The organism is Alkalimarinus coralli (assembly GCF_023650515.1).
GTDB lineage: Bacteria > Pseudomonadota > Gammaproteobacteria > Pseudomonadales > Oleiphilaceae > Alkalimarinus > Alkalimarinus coralli.
Map to the genome: position 1 here is coordinate 2,270,829 of NZ_CP096016.1, position 20,027 is coordinate 2,290,855.

Consider the following 20,027-nt stretch of genomic DNA (forward strand, 5'->3'; position numbering starts at 1 on the left):
TTCAAATACAAAAGCGGAAGAGGCTTGCCTATAATGAATTCAACGACACCTAATCTTCAGCCATCAGTAAATGAACTTTCACAAGGTGAGCGTGCAGATACCGCTCGCTTGCTTATCCATGCAAACGATCTTTACCAGATCGCCAATAATGTAGCGACACCGGCTTCAGAAAGGCAGTCTTCACTGAACAGTGCATTTGAATTGGTGACACAAGTCATTAGTTATGATCCGTCTAACACCCCTGCCATGAACTTGCTGGGGCGTATTGAGCTGGATCGAGGCAATATCCTATCGGCCAAAGCCCTTTTTAATACCTGTATTGATCGCGCCCCTGAAAATACGCAATATTTAACCAATACCGGCTACCTGTATCTTGTAGCAGACGAACCTGAAAAGGCGCTAGAGCTTTTTAACGCATCACTGTCAATTGACAAAAGCTATGTTAACGCCTTTTTGGGCATAGCTCGCGCTCAACAAGCGTTACGTCATTTTGATATTGCTTATCTACACTACCGAACCCTTGTAAACTATGGCCACAATAATAAAACAATCTTGCAGGGCATGCTCAGTTGCTGTGAACACATCAAGATTGAACGGTATGAGGCCGCACTGGAAAACGATCTGCTCAATTTGTTTGAACAGGATGACTTGCCTCATGAGCGTTTAAGCCATTTTGCAGCGGCACTTATTAATAAAAAGTACGATCTTGAAAACCCCAATGCACCGATTGATTTAATATCGGTCGCTAGCGACCCTCTCATTTTGCATGCATTGTTAAAATGTAATCTGCCCAACCCGTTTGTTGAGGAGTTTGTTACCCTGCTTCGGCAAAGCATTCTGTTTGAAGCAGTGGAAACACGCCACCTTCGAGATGAACTTCAGCAGCTCACGGTAGCCATTGGCGTTTATGCAGAACGAAGCAACTATGCGCTTATTGTTGACGAAGTAGAAACGACTCACGCCCAACATTTCGACCAGATTTTAACTAAAACGCTTCAGAGCCACTGGTGCATTGATGATGTTGCCGGTGCATTGATTGTCGTGGGCATGTATCAAGCCTTCTTTTCACAAAGTTATGCAGTCAACCTAACTGCATTATCGTTATCAGAGTGGCCCATAGCACTCGCTCCACTCATGGCTTCATCGCTCTACAGGCGCGCTGAACGGGAGTCTTTTAAGCAGCAGTTTCCGGAAAAACAGGATGAGCTTTTAATAGCAAAAGAGGATTTGCCCGCACCATTTCCCCGCTGGAATAACCTTGCATTGTTTAATGAGCAATCATTAAAAAAAGATTTGATTCAGAGCTTTGACCTGTCTGCCGAAAGCCTGCCAGAGAAGCTATTGCTTTTGGTTGCGGGCACCGACGCAGCTCAGAAGGCGTTCGAGTACGCCCGATACTTTACTGATGTTGATGTACTTGCTGTAGAAAACAGCCTTGAGAATCTCGCGGAAAGTCACTTAAAAGCACAAGAAGAGCAGCTAACGAATATTGCATTTTGGCCTCCATCATTAGCAAAACGGTTCCTGCAAGACGGCAATGAAATTCACTTTGCTTCCATTAGTGGCGATTCTAAGGTGCTCGATAGTACCTTTATTAAACTCATTCAAAGTAGCTTAAGTAAAAATGGCATATTGAATATTAAGCTAGAAACATCGCCAGATAGTGCGACAAGCGATATCCAGGCACTCGTCAAAAAACAGGCATTAAGAGCCACATCAGCCAATATACGAGCACTTAGGGCTACCATACTGGCTGACAAATACAGTGATTACTGGGCCAGCTTAATCAATGATGATTACTTCTACTCTGTAGATGGGTGTCGTCAATCATGGTTCAGCAACAATGCACAACAAGCCGTGCTTGATTCGGTAATCGATCTGTTGGGAACCCCTGACTGGACACTATCCAAAGTACTCAACCACCATAGCAAAGCGGTGGCCACCGCTTTAGCCAAAAAGCATTTGGTTAAGTTTGCAGAAGGGCAAAATATAGAAAATGAATACTCGGTTTATTTAGTTAAGGGGTAAATAGGGGAAGGGTAAAAGTTAACCTTTTACCCTATCGGCCAAATGGCGATCAGATAGTACCTAACCGTTGAATGGTGTCTGGGTATTTTTCAACCATTTTGATAAGCAGAGCTGCCTGTGAGTTTGGTTTAACTCGGCCTTGCTCCCAATTTTCTAATGTTCTTTTATTGATTCTTAAAAAATCAGCAAAAACAGCCTGTGATAAGTGCAACCTTTCCCTTAAACTGATTAGCTCCTCGCTAGTCACCTCAGGCGTTTCTGTCGCCATCACCAAGTGCTGTTTTAGGGTAGTTTTCCCTTCTCTATCATCCTTTAAAGACTGGAACCCTTCACTTAATTCTTCGAATAAATTACGTTTCATAATAAGCTTCTCGCTTTAATTTCAAGCTTCAACAAGTCTGCCAATAACTTCAGCTCAGCTTTGGTAAGGTCTGTAACTTCATCTTTGTCGTAAATGGTAAAAAGCCAAAACTGTGATCCTTCTTTCCACCAATAGTAGATAACCCTAACACCACCACGCTTTCCTTTTCGTCTACGTTCATCCTTATAACGCACTTTTCGCAGTCCGCAAGTCCCTTTTATTAAATCACCAGATGTAGGATTTTTCAGTATCTCATTTTGAAAATTACGGTAAGCATTGTCATCTAAATAGTGCCCTCTATTCCGCTCAAATGGCGGTAACTCTATAAATACTGCCTTCATCTATTTCAGCCATCCTTGCCGAATGTTGAGTTATTGATAATAAATATACGCTACATGCGTATACTTGTCACTTCTTCCACCGCAAATAATCCTCATACTCATCTACATCCCATGTTGTCTCTAACAGTTGGCAGCTTAAGCCGAGACGTTTCGCATTATTAATGGTAGATTGAAGCACGTCCCCTTCCCCCCACTTAATACCATCAAGCAAAGACGGTTGTACTTTGCGCGCACCAATCAGCACGTAGCCTCCATCTTCCGCTGGGCCAAGCACCAAGTCATTTGTCTGTAACGCTTTAGCCGCCTTTTCTAAATAGGCTTTATTGACCGTTGGGCAGTCGCTCCCCACGATGATTACACTGCCAAAATTTTCTAAACCTCTCGATAGCCCGTGAAACATCCGCTCACCCAGGTTTTCCCCTTTTTGAAATAAAACGGGGATAGACATCTCCTGACAACGCCTCTTTAATACCAGGCTATCAGCATTATCCGCTCGTGACTGGTCGAACCATAACTCAACACTCCCCACGCCTGATGATGTAAGATTTCGCATAACGGTTTGGGTCAGCTCTATATGGGCGTCATAAGCAGCCTGCTCACCCAGCCTTTTAGCGAGGCGTGTTTTGACCTGTCCTAGCCGGGGCCATTTGGCAAACTGGATTAATAGTGTGTGAGTCATAGAAGATAGATATCCGTTTAAGGATGTATGGCACGCACTTAAGCCAAATGGCTCTAATTTATAGGGTGTGTTTGCGCACCCTATAATGTTAGAAAATTACTAACAGGTGCGCTTAAGGATAATATTGACGGTGAAGTTTTTGGGCATCAACACCCAACATGTATTTAAAACGTAGCGACCACATCAAGAAAATAGTTTTCCAGACGCCATGTTTTTCCCAGCGGCGACTATCTGTCACTACCGGTGTTTTAATGCAGTATGGCCTACTAATTTTCTTAAGCTTTGCGGTCAACGCAACATCTTCCATTAGCGGCTGTTCGGGGAAGCGCCCCACTCGCTCAAAGTAAGTCTTACGAACAAAAATGGCTTGGTCGCCCGTGGCGATACCCGTGAGCTTCGAACGCCAATTCATCATAAGCTCAATCACACGGAACATCTTTTTATCGCCTGACAAACGAACATCAAATCGCCCCCAGATACTGGTCGACTCAATAAACACTTTGAGCAAATTTACACTGTTGTTAGGCAGCACGGTGTCTGCATGCAGAAATAACATCGCCGAATAACGCGCCACCTCAGCGCCACTATTCATTTGAGTCGCCCGTCCTTTTGCTGAGTCCACCCAGCGGTCGACCAAGTTACCGCATTCAGTCTTGGTATTATCGGTGCTGCCACCATCTGAAACGATAATTTCAGCGCCGTAAAGCCTCATTAGTTGCAAGGCTTTGAGGGACTTTTTGATTGTTTTCTCTTCATTCAAGGTAGGGATAATGACACTGATTGGCATAGGCATTTTTAGTTACTCCAATGCCCCGCCACAACTGCTTCCCTGACCGGCGGTGCAACCATAACAATGGTTAGCAACAACAATAGGGTGGCCTTCTATATTCTTCTCCAGCAACTCTGACAAATGAGTTCGATCAGAGGCTATTTGCTGACCGCGATGAACCAGTGGCATCTCAAGCATCTGATTAAAATCACAATCATACACATACCCTTGCCAATCAATACTAATTAGATTACGGCACATCACCGACTCAAGATTATGCTCTGAGTACGCCCCTTTCAGAAGATCCATGTAGTTATTAAACTCCCCCTTAGAGAGCAACACACTGCCAAATCGGCTAATCGGCATATTGGTGATAGAAAACAGCTGATTAAACTCAATACCAAAACGATCATACAACTCTCGCTTATAGTCGAGCTCTAGCTGTTCTTGTGGAGGGGGAAGAAAAGGACCGCCGGGATTATAAACAAGGTTGAGCACCAGCTCACTCCCATTAACACCGTAGCCTTTTTGATTAAGCATTTTCAGCGCATCAATGCTGCCATCATAAACTCCTTTGCCTCGCTGTTTATCGACATTCTCTTCGTTGTAGCAGGGCATAGACGCGACAACTTCGACTTGGTTGGCTGCCAGAAAGTCTGCCATATCCTCATACCCTGGCTCAAGCAGTATAGTGAGGTTACAGCGATCTATTACCGTAACATTTCGTTTTCGCGCTTCGGTCACCAGATAACGAAACTCAGGATTCATTTCCGGTGCCCCACCCGTGAGGTCTAAGGTCTTGATATTCTGCAAATCAATAAACTGCAGAAAGGTATCAACTGTCTTTCGATCCATCATTTCTGTGCGGTTAGGGCCTGCCGCGACATGGCAATGAGTACAGCTTAAGTTACATTTATAACCCAGGTTTACTTGAAGGGTGTGAAGCTCCGCTCTTCTGATCTCAGGAAAGTCAGACAACAGCAGCATAGGACGAGTATCAAGCATAGCTAACCTTATTGTTATTCCGTTTCTATTTAGTATGCTGTGAGACTACCAGAAATTGAGTTAGTTCAACACCATGAAGCCAAGTCACCGGTCTCATTTTGCATCAACTCAAGTATATTAGCCTCAAGAATTCGGTAACCTACATTGCCATACAATTTTTGGCGTCCCTCATTCAAATAATAGGTAGGGCTACCTTCAATTCTATAAAGCTCTTTCAGCTCAGCGTCACGACATAATGCAGCGATAGCTTCACCACGCTTAAGCCGTTCATTAATCGCTGTCAACGAAAGCCCTAATGACTTGGCGATGGTCGTTAGCACATCATAATTCGATATATCTTGGGCGTCACGAAAAAAAGCAAGCCTGACTTGCCAAACAAACTCTTCAACCAGTGTTCGCCCATTGAGGCTTTGTTCTGGCTTGCAGCTCACAACCCCCTCTTCCTCAAGTAGCTGAACCGCCTTTATAAAGCAGTGGGTCGATGCAGAAGACTTAGGTCGACAGTTTTTCCATACATCACGATTAACCTGCACATGAGGAAATTCTTCACACACATGCAGTACATGGTCTGAGAAGCCATCGAATCCACCTCGATCTTTCCAGCCATCCCCAATCCGGTTTTCTGTGCACCCAAACAGCGGAATAAAGTGGTGCTTAATAACTACGTCTTCACCAAACTGCTCTCGTAACTCATCCAGCCTGATTTGAGCAACATACGCCCAAACACACAACACATCAGAAAAGTGAGACACCAACACGGGCTTTGTCATACTGCTCCCTGCCATAATTAGTGATGAAATTGCTTTTTAATATCTTCAAACGACGCGCTAATCAGGTGAACATTCTTATACCCCATATTCCTGAGCGCTTTGGCAGAGAGGGCTGCCCTCCCCCCGGTTCCGCAGTGCAACAGAATACAGCGATCAGCATCGTCACAAAGCTCGGGCATTTTCATCTCTAAGACACCGCGAGGAATATTGATAAAGCCTTCCACTGAGTCCAGGTTGTATTCAGCAGGCTCTCTAACATCAATCAATAACGGCTTATCACACTCACCAATGAGCTTTAACGACTCTTCAATCGTCAAACAACGTTCACCCACTTTCGCTTCCGCCACAATATCTGATAGCTGTTTTAGCATATTAACCTCTTGTAAGTTTTCTATATAACTATATAGATATCATAGCTTAGTACTAATAGAAAGTACTGGATTTAAAACATAGTAGGAAAATGAGAAATTAATAGTGAACACCGCTAAATAAGGTTCGCTAAGTCCTTGAGAAATAGAAGACAGAACGATATGATACGCGTTCTTTAGGGCCCCGGTGGCACAGCTGGATAGCGCGGCCCCCTCCTAAGGGGCAGGTCAGAGGTTCGAATCCTCTCCGGGGCACCATTTATAAGTTCTAACTAGCTGATACTTAAGTAATTACAACTAAAAAAACAACAAGTTTCACAAGTGTGTCGCATCCACTATCGACCAAATCTCTAATCCCCCCTAAGCTTTAAGTCCATTGCTTATCAAGCAAAAATAAATAATTCACCGACAACAATTCCATCAACTGCTAAAAAGCTTGCCCCCTTGCCCTATCACAACGCCAGTTGCCCCTACCACAACGCCAAATTTTCGATAGTAGCCAAGGAAACTTTGATAATGTAGGATTGAATACATGCATGCTGAAAAACACTAATTAGTGATTATATGAGGCTATAAGCCACGGAGCATATGAAATGTGGAAGAAAGTCGGACTATTTTTCTTTTTTTTCAGCATATCACTCTTCTTCTTGGCAAATTATCATATTACAAAGGCCAAGAAGCTCCAGCGTCTATTTGAAAGTACAGCCGCCTCTCATGAATGGCTTATACCATACTTAGATACAGTCGAGACACTTCATATTAGAACCGCCGATAAAGGCTTCCAAAAAGTGGTTTCCGACTGGTCTGAGAAAGCATCATTTCTAGACGCTCTTCTCGACAAAGCCCAACTATCAGATGGTTTAAGCTCATTAGAAAGCCACCTTTATACCCTCTCTCTCGACTATCATCTTATTCACCCGTCTGTTGCAAGATACCCGGCCAATCGATGGATTTATAGATACATCAATGATGTCGACACCGTTAGCAGCGAAGATATTCCCGGATTGGTTATTCATGCTATGTACTCTTTGTCTCAGGGTCTTCATGAGTATTCAATCGAAAGACTGAGTGAGTTAATAGATTATAGAAATGCCGTCGTCTTGGCATGTGAAAGCAATGCTTTTAAGGACTGGAAAATAATCAAAGGGAAAACCACCTGCTCCCACGTCAAAGCAACCCTGATGGAGAACCACTGGAAAACGTGGTTCGATTATAGCGCTCATAAAAGAGATTATTTGCCTCGACTAATTGGTAAATATGCTCGTTTATCTACTTTAAAATACGCTTCCCTCGAAGTCTGTAACTTTGCGCCCTATAAAGCACAGTCCATTTTGCAACATGCTACTGAGAACGGACTGGTTCAAGTCAATGGCTGGTATCATTTTGATATTGGGGAATGCAAAACTTTTAATAAAAAATTCATCGATACCGAGCCTGAACTCTGGGTTCACATGCAAAATAGTAACCTGGCGAAATTCAACAGGGTTACAAATCAACTCAATGAAATGCTGGCATCTGATACAAATTCTCAAAATGATCATTTAGTACTTATCAAAAGTAACGCAAGCCAAAATCTATGGATCGATTCCGTTCAATGTATACCACGCGGAGCGTTCTCGTTCGATTCTGTTGCTGAGTTTCAAGGTATATGCGATGAAAAAGTTACATCGAAGGTGTCATTCGCCAGAGCCAAGCAGTCGATACAAGAACCTACCAAGTGGTTTTTTTACGCAGAACACCCCAATCTTGTTACATTCAGGCCAGACGCCGACATTGATGATGCTTCTGCAAGAGAAGAAGCGTCCAACCGTGCAAAAGTCTTATCTCAGGTTATTGATAGGCAAGAACGCTTTGAAAACCTTTGGACTGAAAATCAGATTCCGTTCTCACTTGGCGCATCTCCTTACGATGTTAACGGTTCACTATCACAAGGAGTGATGCTCCAAAATGTTGCTAGTTTAAGCATCGGAGGTGCCTCCATGCCATATCAAAATGGAGATATGTTGGTACTTTTAAATGATGTACCTATTTATGGTATTTCAGACTTGTATGGAGAACTAATCAAGCATGGCTTTTCCCTTTCCGCTGGTTATAAAAAACCTCTAAAAGTTGGTATTGAACGGAATGGTGAAGTAAAGATATATAAATCTTCATATTTCTTTAACGAAAATCATCCCAGTTTTTATGATGTTACTAAAGCTGAAGCAACTGCTTGGGGAATTGGCGATGCAGTTACATTCGGGGCTAGCGAAGCCACCGAATGTGCCGGGAAAAACATATTGGCTTTAGGGGGAAATACTCTTTCCGGATTTATCGAATTAGGATTTAGCTTTATTGATGATCGAAAATTCGATAAAAGATCTCTGAAACGATTTGATTATGTGGATTTTGATAAGTGCACTTGGGAATCAGAGCAGCGCAAAGCCATTGCACAGCAACGCTATCAAGATCTATATATCGATTCACAATGGTTTGCACTGGTCACTCCCTCAGCCGTTCGCCTAGCAGGGCAAAGAGCATTTAGAAAATACACAAGAAAAAACATAGCGAAAGGAACGCTGGGAGTGGCTATTTCCGATGGTATGCTCGAAGGTATTGAAACAGGGATATGGACTCTTGGCACATCCGCGCCTGAATTGACCTTAGAGGCCCGCATGAAAAATGTGAGTGAGATGGCACCCTATGGTGCAGGGCTAGGGTTTATTTCTGGATTGGTATTTAGAAATGCAGTGAAGGGAGGAAAATAGAAACGATGAGAAATAAAACACTTATTACCATCCTGTCACTATTGATACTTCTTCCTTCATTGACGAATGCACAAAGTGTTCCTTCTCGCATGAAGGATGACTTTCTGGATGCGTCTAAGCGTATTGAACGAGAAGCCGCAGAACGAGCCAGGCAAGATGCATTGCAACAAGAGCAAAAGTTAATTGCGGACCGCATGGCAGAACAACAACAGCGAGAAGCTGCTAGACAGGCAGCCGAAGCTGAGCGATCTCGAATTGCAAGGGAAGAATTTAACAAGCGGGTTCACGAAGAAGCTATAAGAGCTAAACGGCTTGAAGCTGAACTCAGCCAAAAAGCCCGCCTTGATAGACTGGCCATCGAAAGTAAAGAGCGTATAGCCCGTGAAGCCGAGGAAAAGAGAAAAAACATTGAGCGCACAAGGCAGCAAGAAGAAAGGAATATTGCTCGTCAAAATGAACTACGGCAGCAGAACAAAATAAAACTAGAAACGGAGCAGAAACGGCAGGCAGCGGCAGCTTTAGAAAAAGTCAATCAATCAAGAGCCTCTGTATCACTTGTAAAGAACTCCAGTAATGTTTTAGCTCAGCGTGAACAGCTTACTCGAGGGGTAGATCAACTTTCGCCTCAAAATCGTGACAAGGTTCTTGGTGCAGCTAAAGACCTTGAAGACAAAGCCGCCGCAGCCAAAGCTCAGGCATTAAAAAATAGCTCAGTCAGTCATACAAAAATTAATAGCGCTAACAAAGAAGAAATTGTACAAAGAGTACCTGAGCCCGGATACCACGAAGAATTGTACGCAAACAAACCTCTTAACTCAAAAAATGCGACAGACAAGTGGGATGAATTCTTAGGTCCAGCCCCTTACAATAACAGGCACCCACGAACAGGTGAAATAGACCCTAATCGAATAGTTTCGAATGATAGAAAGCGTAGTATCCGCTACGGTGCCCATGAGATGAATAGCAAGCCAACAAAGCATCATTATCATGAAGAGACATGGACTCATGACCCTGTTAATAATGTAATGAATGTAGACAATACAGTTATCCGTGTACCCTTACCTAAAAATTGATTATGAAGATAAAGATCGAAAAAACGAACAATCAAGGAGATGAGATTCATATTGATTTTCTTTCGGACTATGGCCGCGGCTCTGCGATATGGGCAGGTGAAATCCCAACGCCAGGCGCAATGTATGATGTCGAGATAGAAATTGATGATGATCTTCTTTGGGGAGAAAATATATCTACGACGACAAAGAATAAACCAACAATAGCGATCGAAAAGGATATGCTTGTAGTTGCCGGAAAAGTTATAAAACTAGAAAAAAACGGCTGCCTTTCAATAGCAGTTGGAGACAGCATCATTTTACTAGATGTGGAAAGCCCTCCAGAAGAAATTGTGGGATTAATTGAGTTCCGTGCTTCAGACGTGAAGGTATACTCTACAAACCTATAATGCAGAATAGTTTAAAGAAAGTAGGCTCCCCCATATTTTAATCTGTAGTAGTTCAGGCTTGATCTGACAGTTACCGATTTCCAGATTTGGATTTTACCCTTCTAGAGGCACCATTTTATTTAACGAGTGGTAGCAAAAACTTCCTAGAATGCGTTTTTCAATAACTCCGCTTATTTTTCTATAGTATTTTAGAATAGATCGCTATACTGATAAGGCTAGTAACGATAAGGCATTTCTAATTATTCTCGCTACATGCTGTAATTTAAGATTCGGCATCAAACATGTCTTAATTGTAGTGGACTTCATTTTTCAGGAGGAACGATGAACACAAACACTCAAATAACAGACTCTAAATTACTCAATTTTAAATTCACTGGCACAGGTGAGTCATTTGACAGTTCAGGCCAGCCGTTAGGTAACGGTTCTCAAACCATGTCCCTTGAGTACACTATCGACACAAAAGGGCTGGAGGTAAGCACCCGTTCGATCGGCGAACTGTTGGGTGAATTTAACTTTTCAACCAATGCTAAAAGTATATCTTTATCTATTGGCAACAAGAACTTCGATCAAAATAACTCCAGTGCCGACTTCAATGGGCTCGCAGTTAATGACGAATTAAATTTCTGGGAAAATTCTTTTTCCATTTCACTGATCAACGCAACCTTTAACGCATCTCAATGGATTCGCCACGGAACTGTTGAGTCCAGCAAATTTGTGACTTCTGAAGGGATCGAAGGCTATTTTAGTACAGCAACCAGCAATGGCACATGGTATTTTAACGCGCCTGATGGGACAACTGTACGAGGTGTTTTCAGTAACGTGTCTGTTACAGCAATACAAGACAGTCCAGCACCTAGCGCTCCTGGCTCGATAAATGTAGATGCAAATTAAATTTAACGAGAGTGAAGCAATGCAAAAAGTAAGCATATCGTTGTTGCTTCACTCTTACAGTCGATCCAAGCGAACTAAAGTAGTGTTATCAAACTTTCCTCTATAAAACTTGTCTATAGCGTCCTCAAATATGCCTGAAGCACCTTCAACCTGTGAAAATAGCGTCATTGATGATTGAAATTTCAAATAATCCGGATACCCAAAAATTTCCTCTATATCACCACCCTCAATATTTAACACTAGCCGGGTAGACTCTATAAGCCTGCTACCCAATACAGACTCTTTTAGATAAGCGTCGGCTTCAGCGAGTGACGTTATGGCATATTGCTTTGAAGTGGCGCTTCGAGCCAAACCATCAATTTGGGGGAAGATATACCACATCCAATGGGTTTGCTTTTTTCCTTTTGTCAGCTCTTCTTTCACTCTCTCGTAGCAACTTTCTTGCGCTTGCACAAACCTGTGAAGATTGAAGATATCATTTGTCCGCTTTTCCATAGTTACTTCACGCTTCACTCACAATTAAGACTCATATCTTGCCGGTTATGTATTCCGCTACTCACTTATCAGAATATCTATGTTAATTATAGAAGCCAAAACGCTTATTTCCTGCTACAACTACCTTTTAGCCAATTGAAATAAACATAGGGAATCGTGATGAAGCTAAAAGTTGGCCCTGTTCTAGGGTTTGAATCTGGATCAATCTATACCGTTTGTTTTTCTACTGACAAAAGCGTGCAACAGGCGCAACTCGTATTAAATAATGAAACCATTAGCTGTCTTAAGGTAGGTGAAACGCCTTCTTCTAGCGTCTGGCGTGCCGAATGTTCAGTAAGCCCAACGCCTCACGCTCAGGAATTTACGTACAAGGTTAAGCTGGATAATACGACTGCGAAATGCCAAAACAATAGAGATCAGTGGACATTTGTTTACCCTGGTAGCAGTGATACCCCCAATATTGCTTACACCTCTTGCAATGGGTTTTCATCGATGGATCTCATGCATAAATCCCAGGCTCCATTTCGACTTTGGGACAAAATGACAAAGCAGCATGCCCATAAGCCTGTCTCTCTTATTTTAATGGGGGGTGACCAGTTATATGCCGATGATATTTGGAGCACCATACCCGAGTTAAAAAAATGGAATGCGTTAAATCACAAAGATAAAATATCGCGCAAGGCCACTAAAACAATGTGCGATCAAATAGACCGTTTTTATGACCGCATCTATCAAGAGCGCTGGGCGAGTGAATCTATGAGTTTCATGCTTGCATCAGCGCCGTCTGTCATGATGTGGGATGATCACGATATTTTTGATGGCTGGGGAAGTTTTCCTGATAAGCTTCAGAACTGTGAGGTGTTCCAGCAGATATTTAAAACAGCTAAGAAGTACTTCGAGCTATTTCAAATTCGCTCAAAGCACAACAAATCCCTGCTTGACTCAGATGCCCAACATTATGCGTTTGCGCTTAAGTTCAATAATTACAACATACTGGGGCTGGATAACCGAACCGAACGAACACTGAATCAGGTAATGGGAAACGATACTCAATGGCCACTGGTCAACGAATATTTGAGTAACCTGGATGGTGATGGCCATTTACTGGTGATGTCAGCAGTGCCGGTTGTTTACCGTGACTTTTCGTTTTCTGAAAGTGTATTTGATCAGACCCCTTGGGAAGAGGAGCTCACTGACGACCTTAAAGACCATTGGCGCTCTAAAGAACATCAGGGGGAAAGAGCGCGCCTAATTCACCGCCTATTAGAAAACGCCCAAAGAAGACGTTCAATAAACCCGGATAGTAAAACCGTTATCCTGTCTGGTGATGTTCATCTTGGCTGTATTGGTGTTATCAATGATACGGCTAGACAATGCAAGATTCACCAAGTTGTTTCTTCCGGCATTGTCCACCCTGCTCCCAGTCGGCTACAGTGGATAGGAATCATGGCCGTCACTAATGACCGGTGCGAGTATTTAGATGAAGGTCGCAACATCAGAATATCAATGCTCACGCCGTTCTCGTCCGATAAATACATAAGGCAGCGCAACTACGTTACTTTAGAATTGGGGAGCGACAAAAAGCTCTGGGTAAATTGGGAAAGCGAGGGGAAAGACAAGCCCAGCTATCCAATTGAGTAAGCTCTCGTAAACTAAACGATGATCGCAGAATAAATGAAACGCTTAGAATAAATAGCTACCTAGCTACCTTGAACAACATTATGTCAAACGTATGACATCAACACTGTTTAGGGTAGCACGCCATCGTTTGGAGCTTCCCGCTATATCTTCGCCACAACCAACCAATATAAACAGCTTTACCAATTCCTTGCTCTGCATAGCTCTCGGGCCATTGTTCCATTTGCACAGAACGTCCCTTTTTGAGCGCAGTGAGCATACCAGTATAGATCACTCTCAGCTTCACTTTTGCTGTTAAATGGCCCTATTTGAGAGCCCTCCCGGGTCATGTAATACCACTGGCGACCCGCTTGTACAAAACGGTCACACCGAAACCAGCCCTTTTCTGGCTCATTCACTCGCACCATCATAACTACCCCCACAAAGTGCATTGCAATAACAAACGATTTGTATTTTTATCATGCTTACTCACTGAGTATAGCGGTCAGGATACGTCATTATTAGATGATAATGACCTATAGGAATCTCTATTATTCTAATAAGTTACAAACACCCATCGCCTTTAACGCTAGAACTGACTCGCTCTTGCCCCCCTTCCTGAAGTTAAGGAAACGCAGCAATAGAGAGTGAGGTATTCGAAGATTGGGTATTTATATGTGAGTCAGGTGTTGCTCAGAATCGCATTACATACGCAAAACAGACGCTGATGCGGCTGAAAAGAAGGGCTTATCTAATGAGTTAATCGTTAAGCTCTGGTGATTTTGGTTATGATAGGTCAAAGTACAAAGTGCGAAACTGTTTTTTAGCATCGCACTTTGCTGAGGACTCAGTTAGTGCCCGTATACAAGCATATCAGCTTGTATGACAAAGTCAGTGAAGTATACTTCGCCAATGCTGGGGCGACTTCCAAATTGAACATGAGGCATGTCCAAATCCATTCTCAAGTCCACATCAGTAATCGCTAACCCAGAGACACCTGTCACATTATTAGTGCCTGCAGCTAATGTTGCAGAGGCGCTAGCAAAGCCAAAGCTACCGACAGAGTCCATACCCCGTGTGTTGTGAATTTTTAAATCACGCAGCTTCAACCCGGCAAAATTGAACAGCACAATCAAGTTACCGTTATCCCAATCCATATCTAAGTCATCAACGCGAAAATATGCATCTATTTCCATTTTTGAATCAGATACCGAGAGGTTGCCACTGGCATTGTCTGAGAAAGTGTTTGTTCCATTTCTTATAACAATATCCGCCGGACCTATATGACCTTGCATGCTTATATCCGAAAACATTGACGACCCCGAAGGTGCATTACTTCCCGGGGCATATGTGCTTTTGGCATACTCAACAGAACCTACGATTAATTCAAAGTCGGTTGAGTTTGTATAAGCATCAATATTCTGGCTGGAGGTATTTGAGGCTAACATGCCTGGGTTGGTCGCATCGACATGAATAACCAGGTCTCCGTCATTAAATGCCTTTCCGAATTGCCCGCTACCTTGGTCATATTTAGCGATCGCATCAGCAACATCTGCATTCGAGCTGCTTACTAAACCTTGGTCAGCCCATTCAGCCACTCTGGAAAAACCGTGATGAAGTATTTCTCCATCGCTTGCAACGTCGACGGTTGCCAAGATGTTATCTAAGGCTGTTCCACCAACACCGCCCAGAAACAAGTCCTTGACGAGAAGAAAACCACCATCCTTATAGGCGATTTCACCAATATTAACCTTAGCTTCTAACTCAATAGATATTCCTGACTGCCCTGTAACGCTGCCCATTGTAGCGTCATCAAGGGATTTCATTTGTGCAAATGCGGGATGCGCTACAAGTAATGCAACAGTTACTCCAGCGCAAGCAGTTCGGCGTTTCATGAGGTATTCCCTATGGATTTTGTTTTTTATTAGTATATTTTTCGTACAAGGATATACCCCATAGAAAAATAAAACTGAGACACAGGTCACTCAAAGTTACATTCTTTAACAATCTGCACGCCATTTATTTGGGCCAATATATACAGGTTTAATCACCCGTAATATCTAAAGCCAGTTTTTTGGCCTCACTTTTGCTTATTTCACACTTAGCAATTGAAATATACGTATGGAGGCCAAAACTATGTCACTGATCAGCAATGAAATTGCGTATCAAATACCTCAAGATCTCTCCCGGTCAACTCTGCTGAACCCGGAGAAGAGTGACGCAAACCAAGCCCCAGGCAACGATATACTGTCCGCAGATGCTGTAGAACTGCAGCTCCGAGGCGGGCTTGCGCCAGCCCCCAAAAAGATATTTGTCAATGAGTATAAAGATATCGTGGGGAAAGATGCTGCCTTTGTAAAAGAGACACTCAGGAACAAACTTGCCGAAGTCGGGATGAACCCGGAAATGAAACTAGAGGTAACCCGGGATTTATTTGGCAATTTTCAGACAAAAGGCAATGGCATTCCCGGCGCAATGGAGCAGATGAACAAAGACCTTACTAACAACAAAGCATTTCACGAAGCCTTTAGCCGATTGAGCACTAACCAACCTACACTCGATTACGTCGACAACGTCGTAAAGGTAGCCAATGCTTATGGCGTAGACAATAACGTTTTCTCAAGCCTGGTCAGCGCGACACCCGATAATAATGGTCTGTCCGACATTGCCCACCGCTATGATGCACTCAAAGCCAATACCGTTAACACGCAGAATATTGACGGGCTGGCTGAAGACACCCAAAACGACGAGCAGTTCCGGTTCGTACTAAATGGGTAATATTGCACGAAATACGGGATAATGTGGCTACAAACCAACTACTCTCTAAACGGCTCTGGATCCCCCTTCCCTTCACGAATAAGCTGAGGGACATCATCAATCATATTAACGACAGTCGTTGGTTCAAAACCGCAAAAACCGCCATCAATAACCAAATCAACCTCGTGCTCTAGCATACTCCTGATCTCGTAAGGGTCGGTCATAGGCATATCATCACCAGGCAAGATTAAGGTGGTGCTCATCAAAGGTTCATTGAGTTCCTCCAGAAGCGCCAAGGCGATATTGTTCTCAGGCACTCGCATGCCAATTTCACGCCTTTTAGGATGCATAAGCCGCCTGGGTACTTCTGCACTGGCGGGCAAAATAAACGTATAAGCTCCTGGGGTATTATTTTTAAGTAAGCGATAACTGCTATTGCTGACTTTTGCATATACCCCCAGCTCAGAGAGGTCACGGCAAACCAAGGTAAAATTATGCTTGTCATCTAACCGGCGAATACGCCTGATTCGATCAACTGCCGCTTTATCTCCGATATGACAACCAAGCGCATAAGCTGAATCAGTCGGGTAAGCGATAACACCACCAGACTTTACGATATCAACCGCTTGAACAATTAAGCGATGCTGCGGGTTATCCGGGTGTATTTGAAAAAACTGACTCATAAGCCTTCTCCTTTAGTGCCATCCCCTTTCGAACCGCCCATGCAATTTGGAGAGGCTGGAACCTCATTTTTTTCCTGCCACTCAGCTTCGTTGTATATGTGCAGTGCCAGCGCATGAACGCCACTTTTCATCGCACTATCCAACGCCTTGTATACCTGCTGATGCCTTGCAACCTTTCTTATGTCATTAAAGTCAGGGCTAACCAGAATAACTTTAAAGTGAGTCTCTGAATTCGGTGGCACACTATGCATATGACTTTCATTTAAGACGTCCAGGTGAACCACTTCAAATGAGGCAGATAATGTTTCTTCGATCAGTTTTTGTACGCGCATTACTCAAGACCTTAATATAGAGCAGGAGGTTAATATGAGTAAATTCTACTATCACTACAATGATTTAGCATTAGAATATCTACCAAATATTATTTTTACCGCAGCACACTTTTTTGGCATAGTATTCGATTAGGCGTAAACACGGGATATTTTAAGATCTAAATATCCCGCGCTTTTTGCTCTATGACCTGTTTCACACTCATTCTTGACTTGGTGTAACTACATTCCATGCAGTTAATCATAGCAGAAAAGCCCAGCTTAGCTCGTGCCATTGCACAGGCATTGCCAACCCCACACGTTGCAAAGCACGGTTATATCGAGTGTGGTGACACGACCCGCATTACCTGGTGCACCGGTCACTTACTGGAACCCTGCGCGCCTGAAGCCTACCAACCGCAATATGCCAAATGGAATCTCACTGATCTGCCCATTGCACCTGAAAACTGGAAACTCTCTCCGCGCAGCAACACGATGGATCATTTTCGGCTTATTGGCTCACTACTGGAAGAGGCTACAGAAGTGATACACGCAGGTGACCCAGACCGGGAAGGTCAGTTGATGGTGGATGAGGTACTCCAGTATTACAGTGTAGAGCTTCAGGTTAAGCGCCTACTCATAGATAACCTCACGCCGCAGGCGATCAAGATTGCGTTCAGTCAGATGAAGTTGAACTCAGACTTCCGCAGTTTATCACTCTCGGCACAATGTCGGCAGAGAGCCGACTGGCTATATGGTATTAACCTAACCAGAGCGATAACCCTCGTGGAACGGGACAAAGGCAGAGAAGGCGTATTTTCTGTCGGCCGGGTACAAACCCCTGTGCTCGGTCTAATCGTTAAACGGGATCTTGAAATAGAGCAATTTGAAGCAACAAGACACTTCACCATCGAAGCCTCTTTTAAACCACCTACAGGTAATGAAAGCATAAATGCGGAAGTAGACGCGGAGATAAATGCGGAAATAGTCGCAGTCTGGCAAACGCCCCCGTCAAGAGAAATGCATTGCGATGAGCAAGGAAGGCTTCTTAACCGAAAAATTGCAGAAAGGGTGATACGAACACTTACGGCAGCGGGCACAAATACAGCAAACCAACCCAGCGAAGCGCTTTTAGGCCGAATCGTCAAAATAATCGATAAGCGATGTCACAAGCCCGCACCACTTCCGTTTTCCTTATCAACATTACAAATTGAGGCAGCTAAACGCTTCGGTTATAGCCCTCAGTTTGTACTGGATGGTTGCCAGATACTTTATGATAAATACAAGCTAATCACCTACCCTAAATCTGATAGCAGATATTTACCCGAGCCTTACTTTGATCAACGAACAAGTCTACTCAATACAATCATCTTAAACGCGCCACAACTTGTCGAGTCGATCCATAACTGCAACTCACTGTTAAAGTCTCAGGCATGGAATAACCAAAAAACCGGCCCCCATCACGCCATTATCCCTACCGAGCAGCAGTTTGATATCAATACGCTTCATGAGCGGGAGCAAAAGCTATATCAACTCATCTGCCTGAACTACATTGCGCAATTTTACCCAGAGCAAGTGACAGATGAGTCAACCATTCATCTGTCAATAGCCGATGAGCTATTCATTGGCGCAACAAGCGCCGTTTGCCAAAATGGCTGGGGAGCCCTGTTCGATTCTGGTATCGAAGCCCCCTTCTCTGAGAGCCACCCGTTCTCTTCTATCAAAGAAGGTGACACTATAAGCTGCCATTCAGTCAATATAATCGCTCATAAAACCGCACCGCCGGATCGTTTTAACGATGCCACCCTGCTCTCTGCGATGACCAATATTGCGCAGTTCGTTGAAGACCCACATATCAGAAAGACCTTGCGTGAGCATGATGGACTGGGCACAGAAGCAACACGAGCGGCCATTATTGAGACGCTATACCGCCGCGAGTACATCGTAAAAAACGGCCGCGAAATTCTCTCAACTCAAAAAGGAAGGGAGCTAGCGGCCAACCTGCCAAAACGCTGCATCACTCCTGATACGACGGCCGTTTGGGAAGCCACACTGAATACCATTAGCTCATCCAGTACGAAGCCTGAAGAGTTTATTGAAAGGGTTACTGAAGACATCCGTCATTTAGTTGAAGAGTTAACAGGCATCGCAGCGCCACTTAGAGGTTCGCTGCGACCCACAGTGGCACAAGCACCATCGTGCCCCAAATGCCAATCTGAAATGATCGAAAGAACCGGAAGATACGGAAAGTTCTGGGCTTGCAGCCAATTCCCTTCGTGCAAAGCCTCACTTCCCTGGCGGCTCAATACCACCCAAAAAGCCAAAGCAGTAAAAACGGGCGACTCACCTCCTATTCCCTGCCCTAACTGTCATGCACCATTAGTGCTGCGTAATAGCACCAGAGGAAGTTTTTGGGGCTGTAGTAACTACCCGTCTTGCCGAAAAACATTTCAAGACGACGGCGGGAAACCTCTAGTTCCAATTAACCCGAGACCTTGAGCAGCAATCAATACAGCCAGCATGAGCCTCGCAAAGCACCGAAATGGAAACACCTGCGCTGAAACAATCAAATAACTAATGTAACGAAGTCGAACAACTTAAATAATGACGCCAATGGTTTTCTCTGGCAGAATCATTGTCTAATCACAAAAAGATAAAAATAATGATATTGCCGCTTCTTACTGTTGATAAAAACAACGTTCACCATTAACAATCAATTGACCAAATAATAAAGCGGCGGCAAACGACT

20 protein-coding genes and 1 tRNA gene are annotated in these 20,027 nt (G+C 43.7%); 9 read left to right on the top strand and 12 right to left on the bottom strand.

All coding sequences use genetic code 11. The annotated features are described in order from the left end of the window. Window positions 1-33 precede the first annotated feature (33 nt). Window positions 34-2,028, top strand: coding sequence for a tetratricopeptide repeat protein (locus MY523_RS10025; RefSeq protein ID WP_250658628.1), 1,995 nt, complete (start codon window positions 34-36; stop codon window positions 2,026-2,028). A 49-nt stretch (window positions 2,029-2,077) separates the two neighbouring features. Here the strand turns inward: MY523_RS10025 and MY523_RS10030 are convergent, their stop codons facing one another. The 7 genes from MY523_RS10030 to MY523_RS10060 all read right to left on the bottom strand — a co-directional run bounded on the left by MY523_RS10030 (window position 2,078) and on the right by MY523_RS10060 (window position 6,324). Beyond that, window positions 2,078-2,389 carry a helix-turn-helix domain-containing protein gene (locus MY523_RS10030; RefSeq protein ID WP_250658629.1) on the bottom strand — a complete coding sequence of 104 codons (312 nt, stop codon included), beginning with the start codon at window positions 2,387-2,389 and terminating at the stop codon, window positions 2,078-2,080. Beyond that, complete coding sequence (locus MY523_RS10035; protein ID WP_250658630.1) at window positions 2,386-2,730, bottom strand: type II toxin-antitoxin system RelE/ParE family toxin; 345 nt, start codon at window positions 2,728-2,730, stop codon at window positions 2,386-2,388. The genes MY523_RS10030 and MY523_RS10035 overlap by 4 nt, the downstream gene beginning before the upstream one ends. Window positions 2,731-2,797: 67 nt before the next feature. Further along, window positions 2,798-3,409, bottom strand: coding sequence for a TIGR04282 family arsenosugar biosynthesis glycosyltransferase (locus MY523_RS10040; RefSeq protein ID WP_250658631.1), 612 nt, complete (start codon window positions 3,407-3,409; stop codon window positions 2,798-2,800). Window positions 3,410-3,521: 112 nt separating this feature from the next. Then, on the bottom strand, window positions 3,522-4,202 hold the full coding sequence (locus MY523_RS10045) for a TIGR04283 family arsenosugar biosynthesis glycosyltransferase (RefSeq protein WP_250658632.1): 681 nt from the start codon (window positions 4,200-4,202) through the stop codon (window positions 3,522-3,524). Between the two features lie 6 nt (window positions 4,203-4,208). After that, window positions 4,209-5,183 carry an arsenosugar biosynthesis radical SAM (seleno)protein ArsS gene (arsS, locus tag MY523_RS10050; protein ID WP_250658633.1) on the bottom strand — a complete coding sequence of 325 codons (975 nt, stop codon included), beginning with the start codon at window positions 5,181-5,183 and terminating at the stop codon, window positions 4,209-4,211. A 65-nt stretch (window positions 5,184-5,248) separates the two neighbouring features. Next, window positions 5,249-5,953 carry a DsbA family oxidoreductase gene (locus MY523_RS10055; RefSeq protein ID WP_250658634.1) on the bottom strand — a complete coding sequence of 235 codons (705 nt, stop codon included), beginning with the start codon at window positions 5,951-5,953 and terminating at the stop codon, window positions 5,249-5,251. A 17-nt stretch (window positions 5,954-5,970) separates the two neighbouring features. Next, window positions 5,971-6,324 (bottom strand): rhodanese-like domain-containing protein, encoded by a 354-nt coding sequence (locus MY523_RS10060; RefSeq protein WP_250658635.1) that lies wholly within the window; start codon window positions 6,322-6,324, stop codon window positions 5,971-5,973. A 178-nt stretch (window positions 6,325-6,502) separates the two neighbouring features. Between MY523_RS10060 and MY523_RS10065 the strand changes: the two genes are divergently transcribed. The 5 genes from MY523_RS10065 (at window position 6,503) to MY523_RS10085 (ending at window position 11,418) form a co-directional block, all read left to right on the top strand. Continuing rightward, window positions 6,503-6,579, top strand: a tRNA-Arg gene (locus MY523_RS10065). Between the two features lie 335 nt (window positions 6,580-6,914). Next, window positions 6,915-9,068, top strand: a complete 2,154-nt coding sequence (locus MY523_RS10070) for a hypothetical protein (protein WP_250658636.1) — start codon at window positions 6,915-6,917, stop codon at window positions 9,066-9,068. 5 nt (window positions 9,069-9,073) lie between these two features. Further along, entirely contained in the window at window positions 9,074-10,141 is a 1,068-nt protein-coding gene (locus MY523_RS10075) for a hypothetical protein (protein ID WP_250658637.1), read from the top strand. A gap of 2 nt (window positions 10,142-10,143) precedes the next feature. Next, the gene (locus MY523_RS10080; RefSeq protein ID WP_250658638.1) at window positions 10,144-10,527 is read left to right on the top strand and encodes a hypothetical protein; all 384 of its coding nucleotides are present in this window, start codon (window positions 10,144-10,146) and stop codon (window positions 10,525-10,527) included. A 321-nt stretch (window positions 10,528-10,848) separates the two neighbouring features. Continuing rightward, window positions 10,849-11,418 carry a hypothetical protein gene (locus MY523_RS10085; protein WP_250658639.1) on the top strand — a complete coding sequence of 190 codons (570 nt, stop codon included), beginning with the start codon at window positions 10,849-10,851 and terminating at the stop codon, window positions 11,416-11,418. Window positions 11,419-11,472: 54 nt separating this feature from the next. Here the strand turns inward: MY523_RS10085 and MY523_RS10090 are convergent, their stop codons facing one another. Beyond that, on the bottom strand, window positions 11,473-11,913 hold the full coding sequence (locus MY523_RS10090) for a DUF1810 domain-containing protein (protein ID WP_250658640.1): 441 nt from the start codon (window positions 11,911-11,913) through the stop codon (window positions 11,473-11,475). Between the two features lie 159 nt (window positions 11,914-12,072). Between MY523_RS10090 and MY523_RS10095 the strand changes: the two genes are divergently transcribed. After that, window positions 12,073-13,554 carry an alkaline phosphatase D family protein gene (locus MY523_RS10095; protein ID WP_250658641.1) on the top strand — a complete coding sequence of 494 codons (1,482 nt, stop codon included), beginning with the start codon at window positions 12,073-12,075 and terminating at the stop codon, window positions 13,552-13,554. A 176-nt stretch (window positions 13,555-13,730) separates the two neighbouring features. Here the strand turns inward: MY523_RS10095 and MY523_RS10100 are convergent, their stop codons facing one another. Then, on the bottom strand, window positions 13,731-13,961 hold the full coding sequence (locus MY523_RS10100) for a DUF6316 family protein (RefSeq protein ID WP_250658642.1): 231 nt from the start codon (window positions 13,959-13,961) through the stop codon (window positions 13,731-13,733). 420 nt (window positions 13,962-14,381) lie between these two features. Further along, window positions 14,382-15,425: a DUF6160 family protein gene (locus MY523_RS10105; protein WP_250658643.1), complete on the bottom strand. Its 1,044-nt coding sequence runs from the start codon at window positions 15,423-15,425 to the stop codon at window positions 14,382-14,384. 241 nt (window positions 15,426-15,666) lie between these two features. Between MY523_RS10105 and MY523_RS10110 the strand changes: the two genes are divergently transcribed. After that, complete coding sequence (locus MY523_RS10110) at window positions 15,667-16,308, top strand: hypothetical protein (RefSeq protein ID WP_250658644.1); 642 nt, start codon at window positions 15,667-15,669, stop codon at window positions 16,306-16,308. A gap of 38 nt (window positions 16,309-16,346) precedes the next feature. On the opposite strand, the gene MY523_RS10115 is transcribed toward MY523_RS10110, so the two are convergent. Next, window positions 16,347-16,970 (bottom strand): L-threonylcarbamoyladenylate synthase, encoded by a 624-nt coding sequence (locus tag MY523_RS10115; protein WP_250658645.1) that lies wholly within the window; start codon window positions 16,968-16,970, stop codon window positions 16,347-16,349. After that, a complete protein-coding gene (locus MY523_RS10120) occupies window positions 16,967-17,302 on the bottom strand; it encodes a BolA family protein (protein WP_250658646.1) in 336 nt (111 codons plus the stop codon). The genes MY523_RS10115 and MY523_RS10120 overlap by 4 nt, the downstream gene beginning before the upstream one ends. 228 nt (window positions 17,303-17,530) lie before the next feature. Between MY523_RS10120 and MY523_RS10125 the strand changes: the two genes are divergently transcribed. Further along, the gene (locus MY523_RS10125; protein WP_250658647.1) at window positions 17,531-19,777 is read left to right on the top strand and encodes a DNA topoisomerase 3; all 2,247 of its coding nucleotides are present in this window, start codon (window positions 17,531-17,533) and stop codon (window positions 19,775-19,777) included. Window positions 19,778-20,027 lie beyond the last annotated feature (250 nt).

What these genes read in the sequence shown, in the direction of transcription:
- MY523_RS10025 (WP_250658628.1), top strand. Translation starts at nt 34, where the DNA reads ATGAATTCAACGACACCTAATCTTCAGCCATCAGTAAATGAACTTTCA.
- MY523_RS10030 (WP_250658629.1), bottom strand. Translation starts at nt 2,389, where the DNA reads ATGAAACGTAATTTATTCGAAGAATTAAGTGAAGGGTTCCAGTCTTTA.
- MY523_RS10035 (WP_250658630.1), bottom strand. Translation starts at nt 2,730, where the DNA reads ATGAAGGCAGTATTTATAGAGTTACCGCCATTTGAGCGGAATAGAGGG.
- MY523_RS10040 (WP_250658631.1), bottom strand. Translation starts at nt 3,409, where the DNA reads ATGACTCACACACTATTAATCCAGTTTGCCAAATGGCCCCGGCTAGGA.
- MY523_RS10045 (WP_250658632.1), bottom strand. Translation starts at nt 4,202, where the DNA reads ATGCCTATGCCAATCAGTGTCATTATCCCTACCTTGAATGAAGAGAAA.
- arsS (WP_250658633.1), bottom strand. Translation starts at nt 5,183, where the DNA reads ATGCTTGATACTCGTCCTATGCTGCTGTTGTCTGACTTTCCTGAGATC.
- MY523_RS10055 (WP_250658634.1), bottom strand. Translation starts at nt 5,953, where the DNA reads ATGACAAAGCCCGTGTTGGTGTCTCACTTTTCTGATGTGTTGTGTGTT.
- MY523_RS10060 (WP_250658635.1), bottom strand. Translation starts at nt 6,324, where the DNA reads ATGCTAAAACAGCTATCAGATATTGTGGCGGAAGCGAAAGTGGGTGAA.
- MY523_RS10070 (WP_250658636.1), top strand. Translation starts at nt 6,915, where the DNA reads ATGTGGAAGAAAGTCGGACTATTTTTCTTTTTTTTCAGCATATCACTC.
- MY523_RS10075 (WP_250658637.1), top strand. Translation starts at nt 9,074, where the DNA reads ATGAGAAATAAAACACTTATTACCATCCTGTCACTATTGATACTTCTT.
- MY523_RS10080 (WP_250658638.1), top strand. Translation starts at nt 10,144, where the DNA reads ATGAAGATAAAGATCGAAAAAACGAACAATCAAGGAGATGAGATTCAT.
- MY523_RS10085 (WP_250658639.1), top strand. Translation starts at nt 10,849, where the DNA reads ATGAACACAAACACTCAAATAACAGACTCTAAATTACTCAATTTTAAA.
- MY523_RS10090 (WP_250658640.1), bottom strand. Translation starts at nt 11,913, where the DNA reads ATGGAAAAGCGGACAAATGATATCTTCAATCTTCACAGGTTTGTGCAA.
- MY523_RS10095 (WP_250658641.1), top strand. Translation starts at nt 12,073, where the DNA reads ATGAAGCTAAAAGTTGGCCCTGTTCTAGGGTTTGAATCTGGATCAATC.
- MY523_RS10100 (WP_250658642.1), bottom strand. Translation starts at nt 13,961, where the DNA reads ATGATGGTGCGAGTGAATGAGCCAGAAAAGGGCTGGTTTCGGTGTGAC.
- MY523_RS10105 (WP_250658643.1), bottom strand. Translation starts at nt 15,425, where the DNA reads ATGAAACGCCGAACTGCTTGCGCTGGAGTAACTGTTGCATTACTTGTA.
- MY523_RS10110 (WP_250658644.1), top strand. Translation starts at nt 15,667, where the DNA reads ATGTCACTGATCAGCAATGAAATTGCGTATCAAATACCTCAAGATCTC.
- MY523_RS10115 (WP_250658645.1), bottom strand. Translation starts at nt 16,970, where the DNA reads ATGAGTCAGTTTTTTCAAATACACCCGGATAACCCGCAGCATCGCTTA.
- MY523_RS10120 (WP_250658646.1), bottom strand. Translation starts at nt 17,302, where the DNA reads ATGCGCGTACAAAAACTGATCGAAGAAACATTATCTGCCTCATTTGAA.
- MY523_RS10125 (WP_250658647.1), top strand. Translation starts at nt 17,531, where the DNA reads ATGCAGTTAATCATAGCAGAAAAGCCCAGCTTAGCTCGTGCCATTGCA.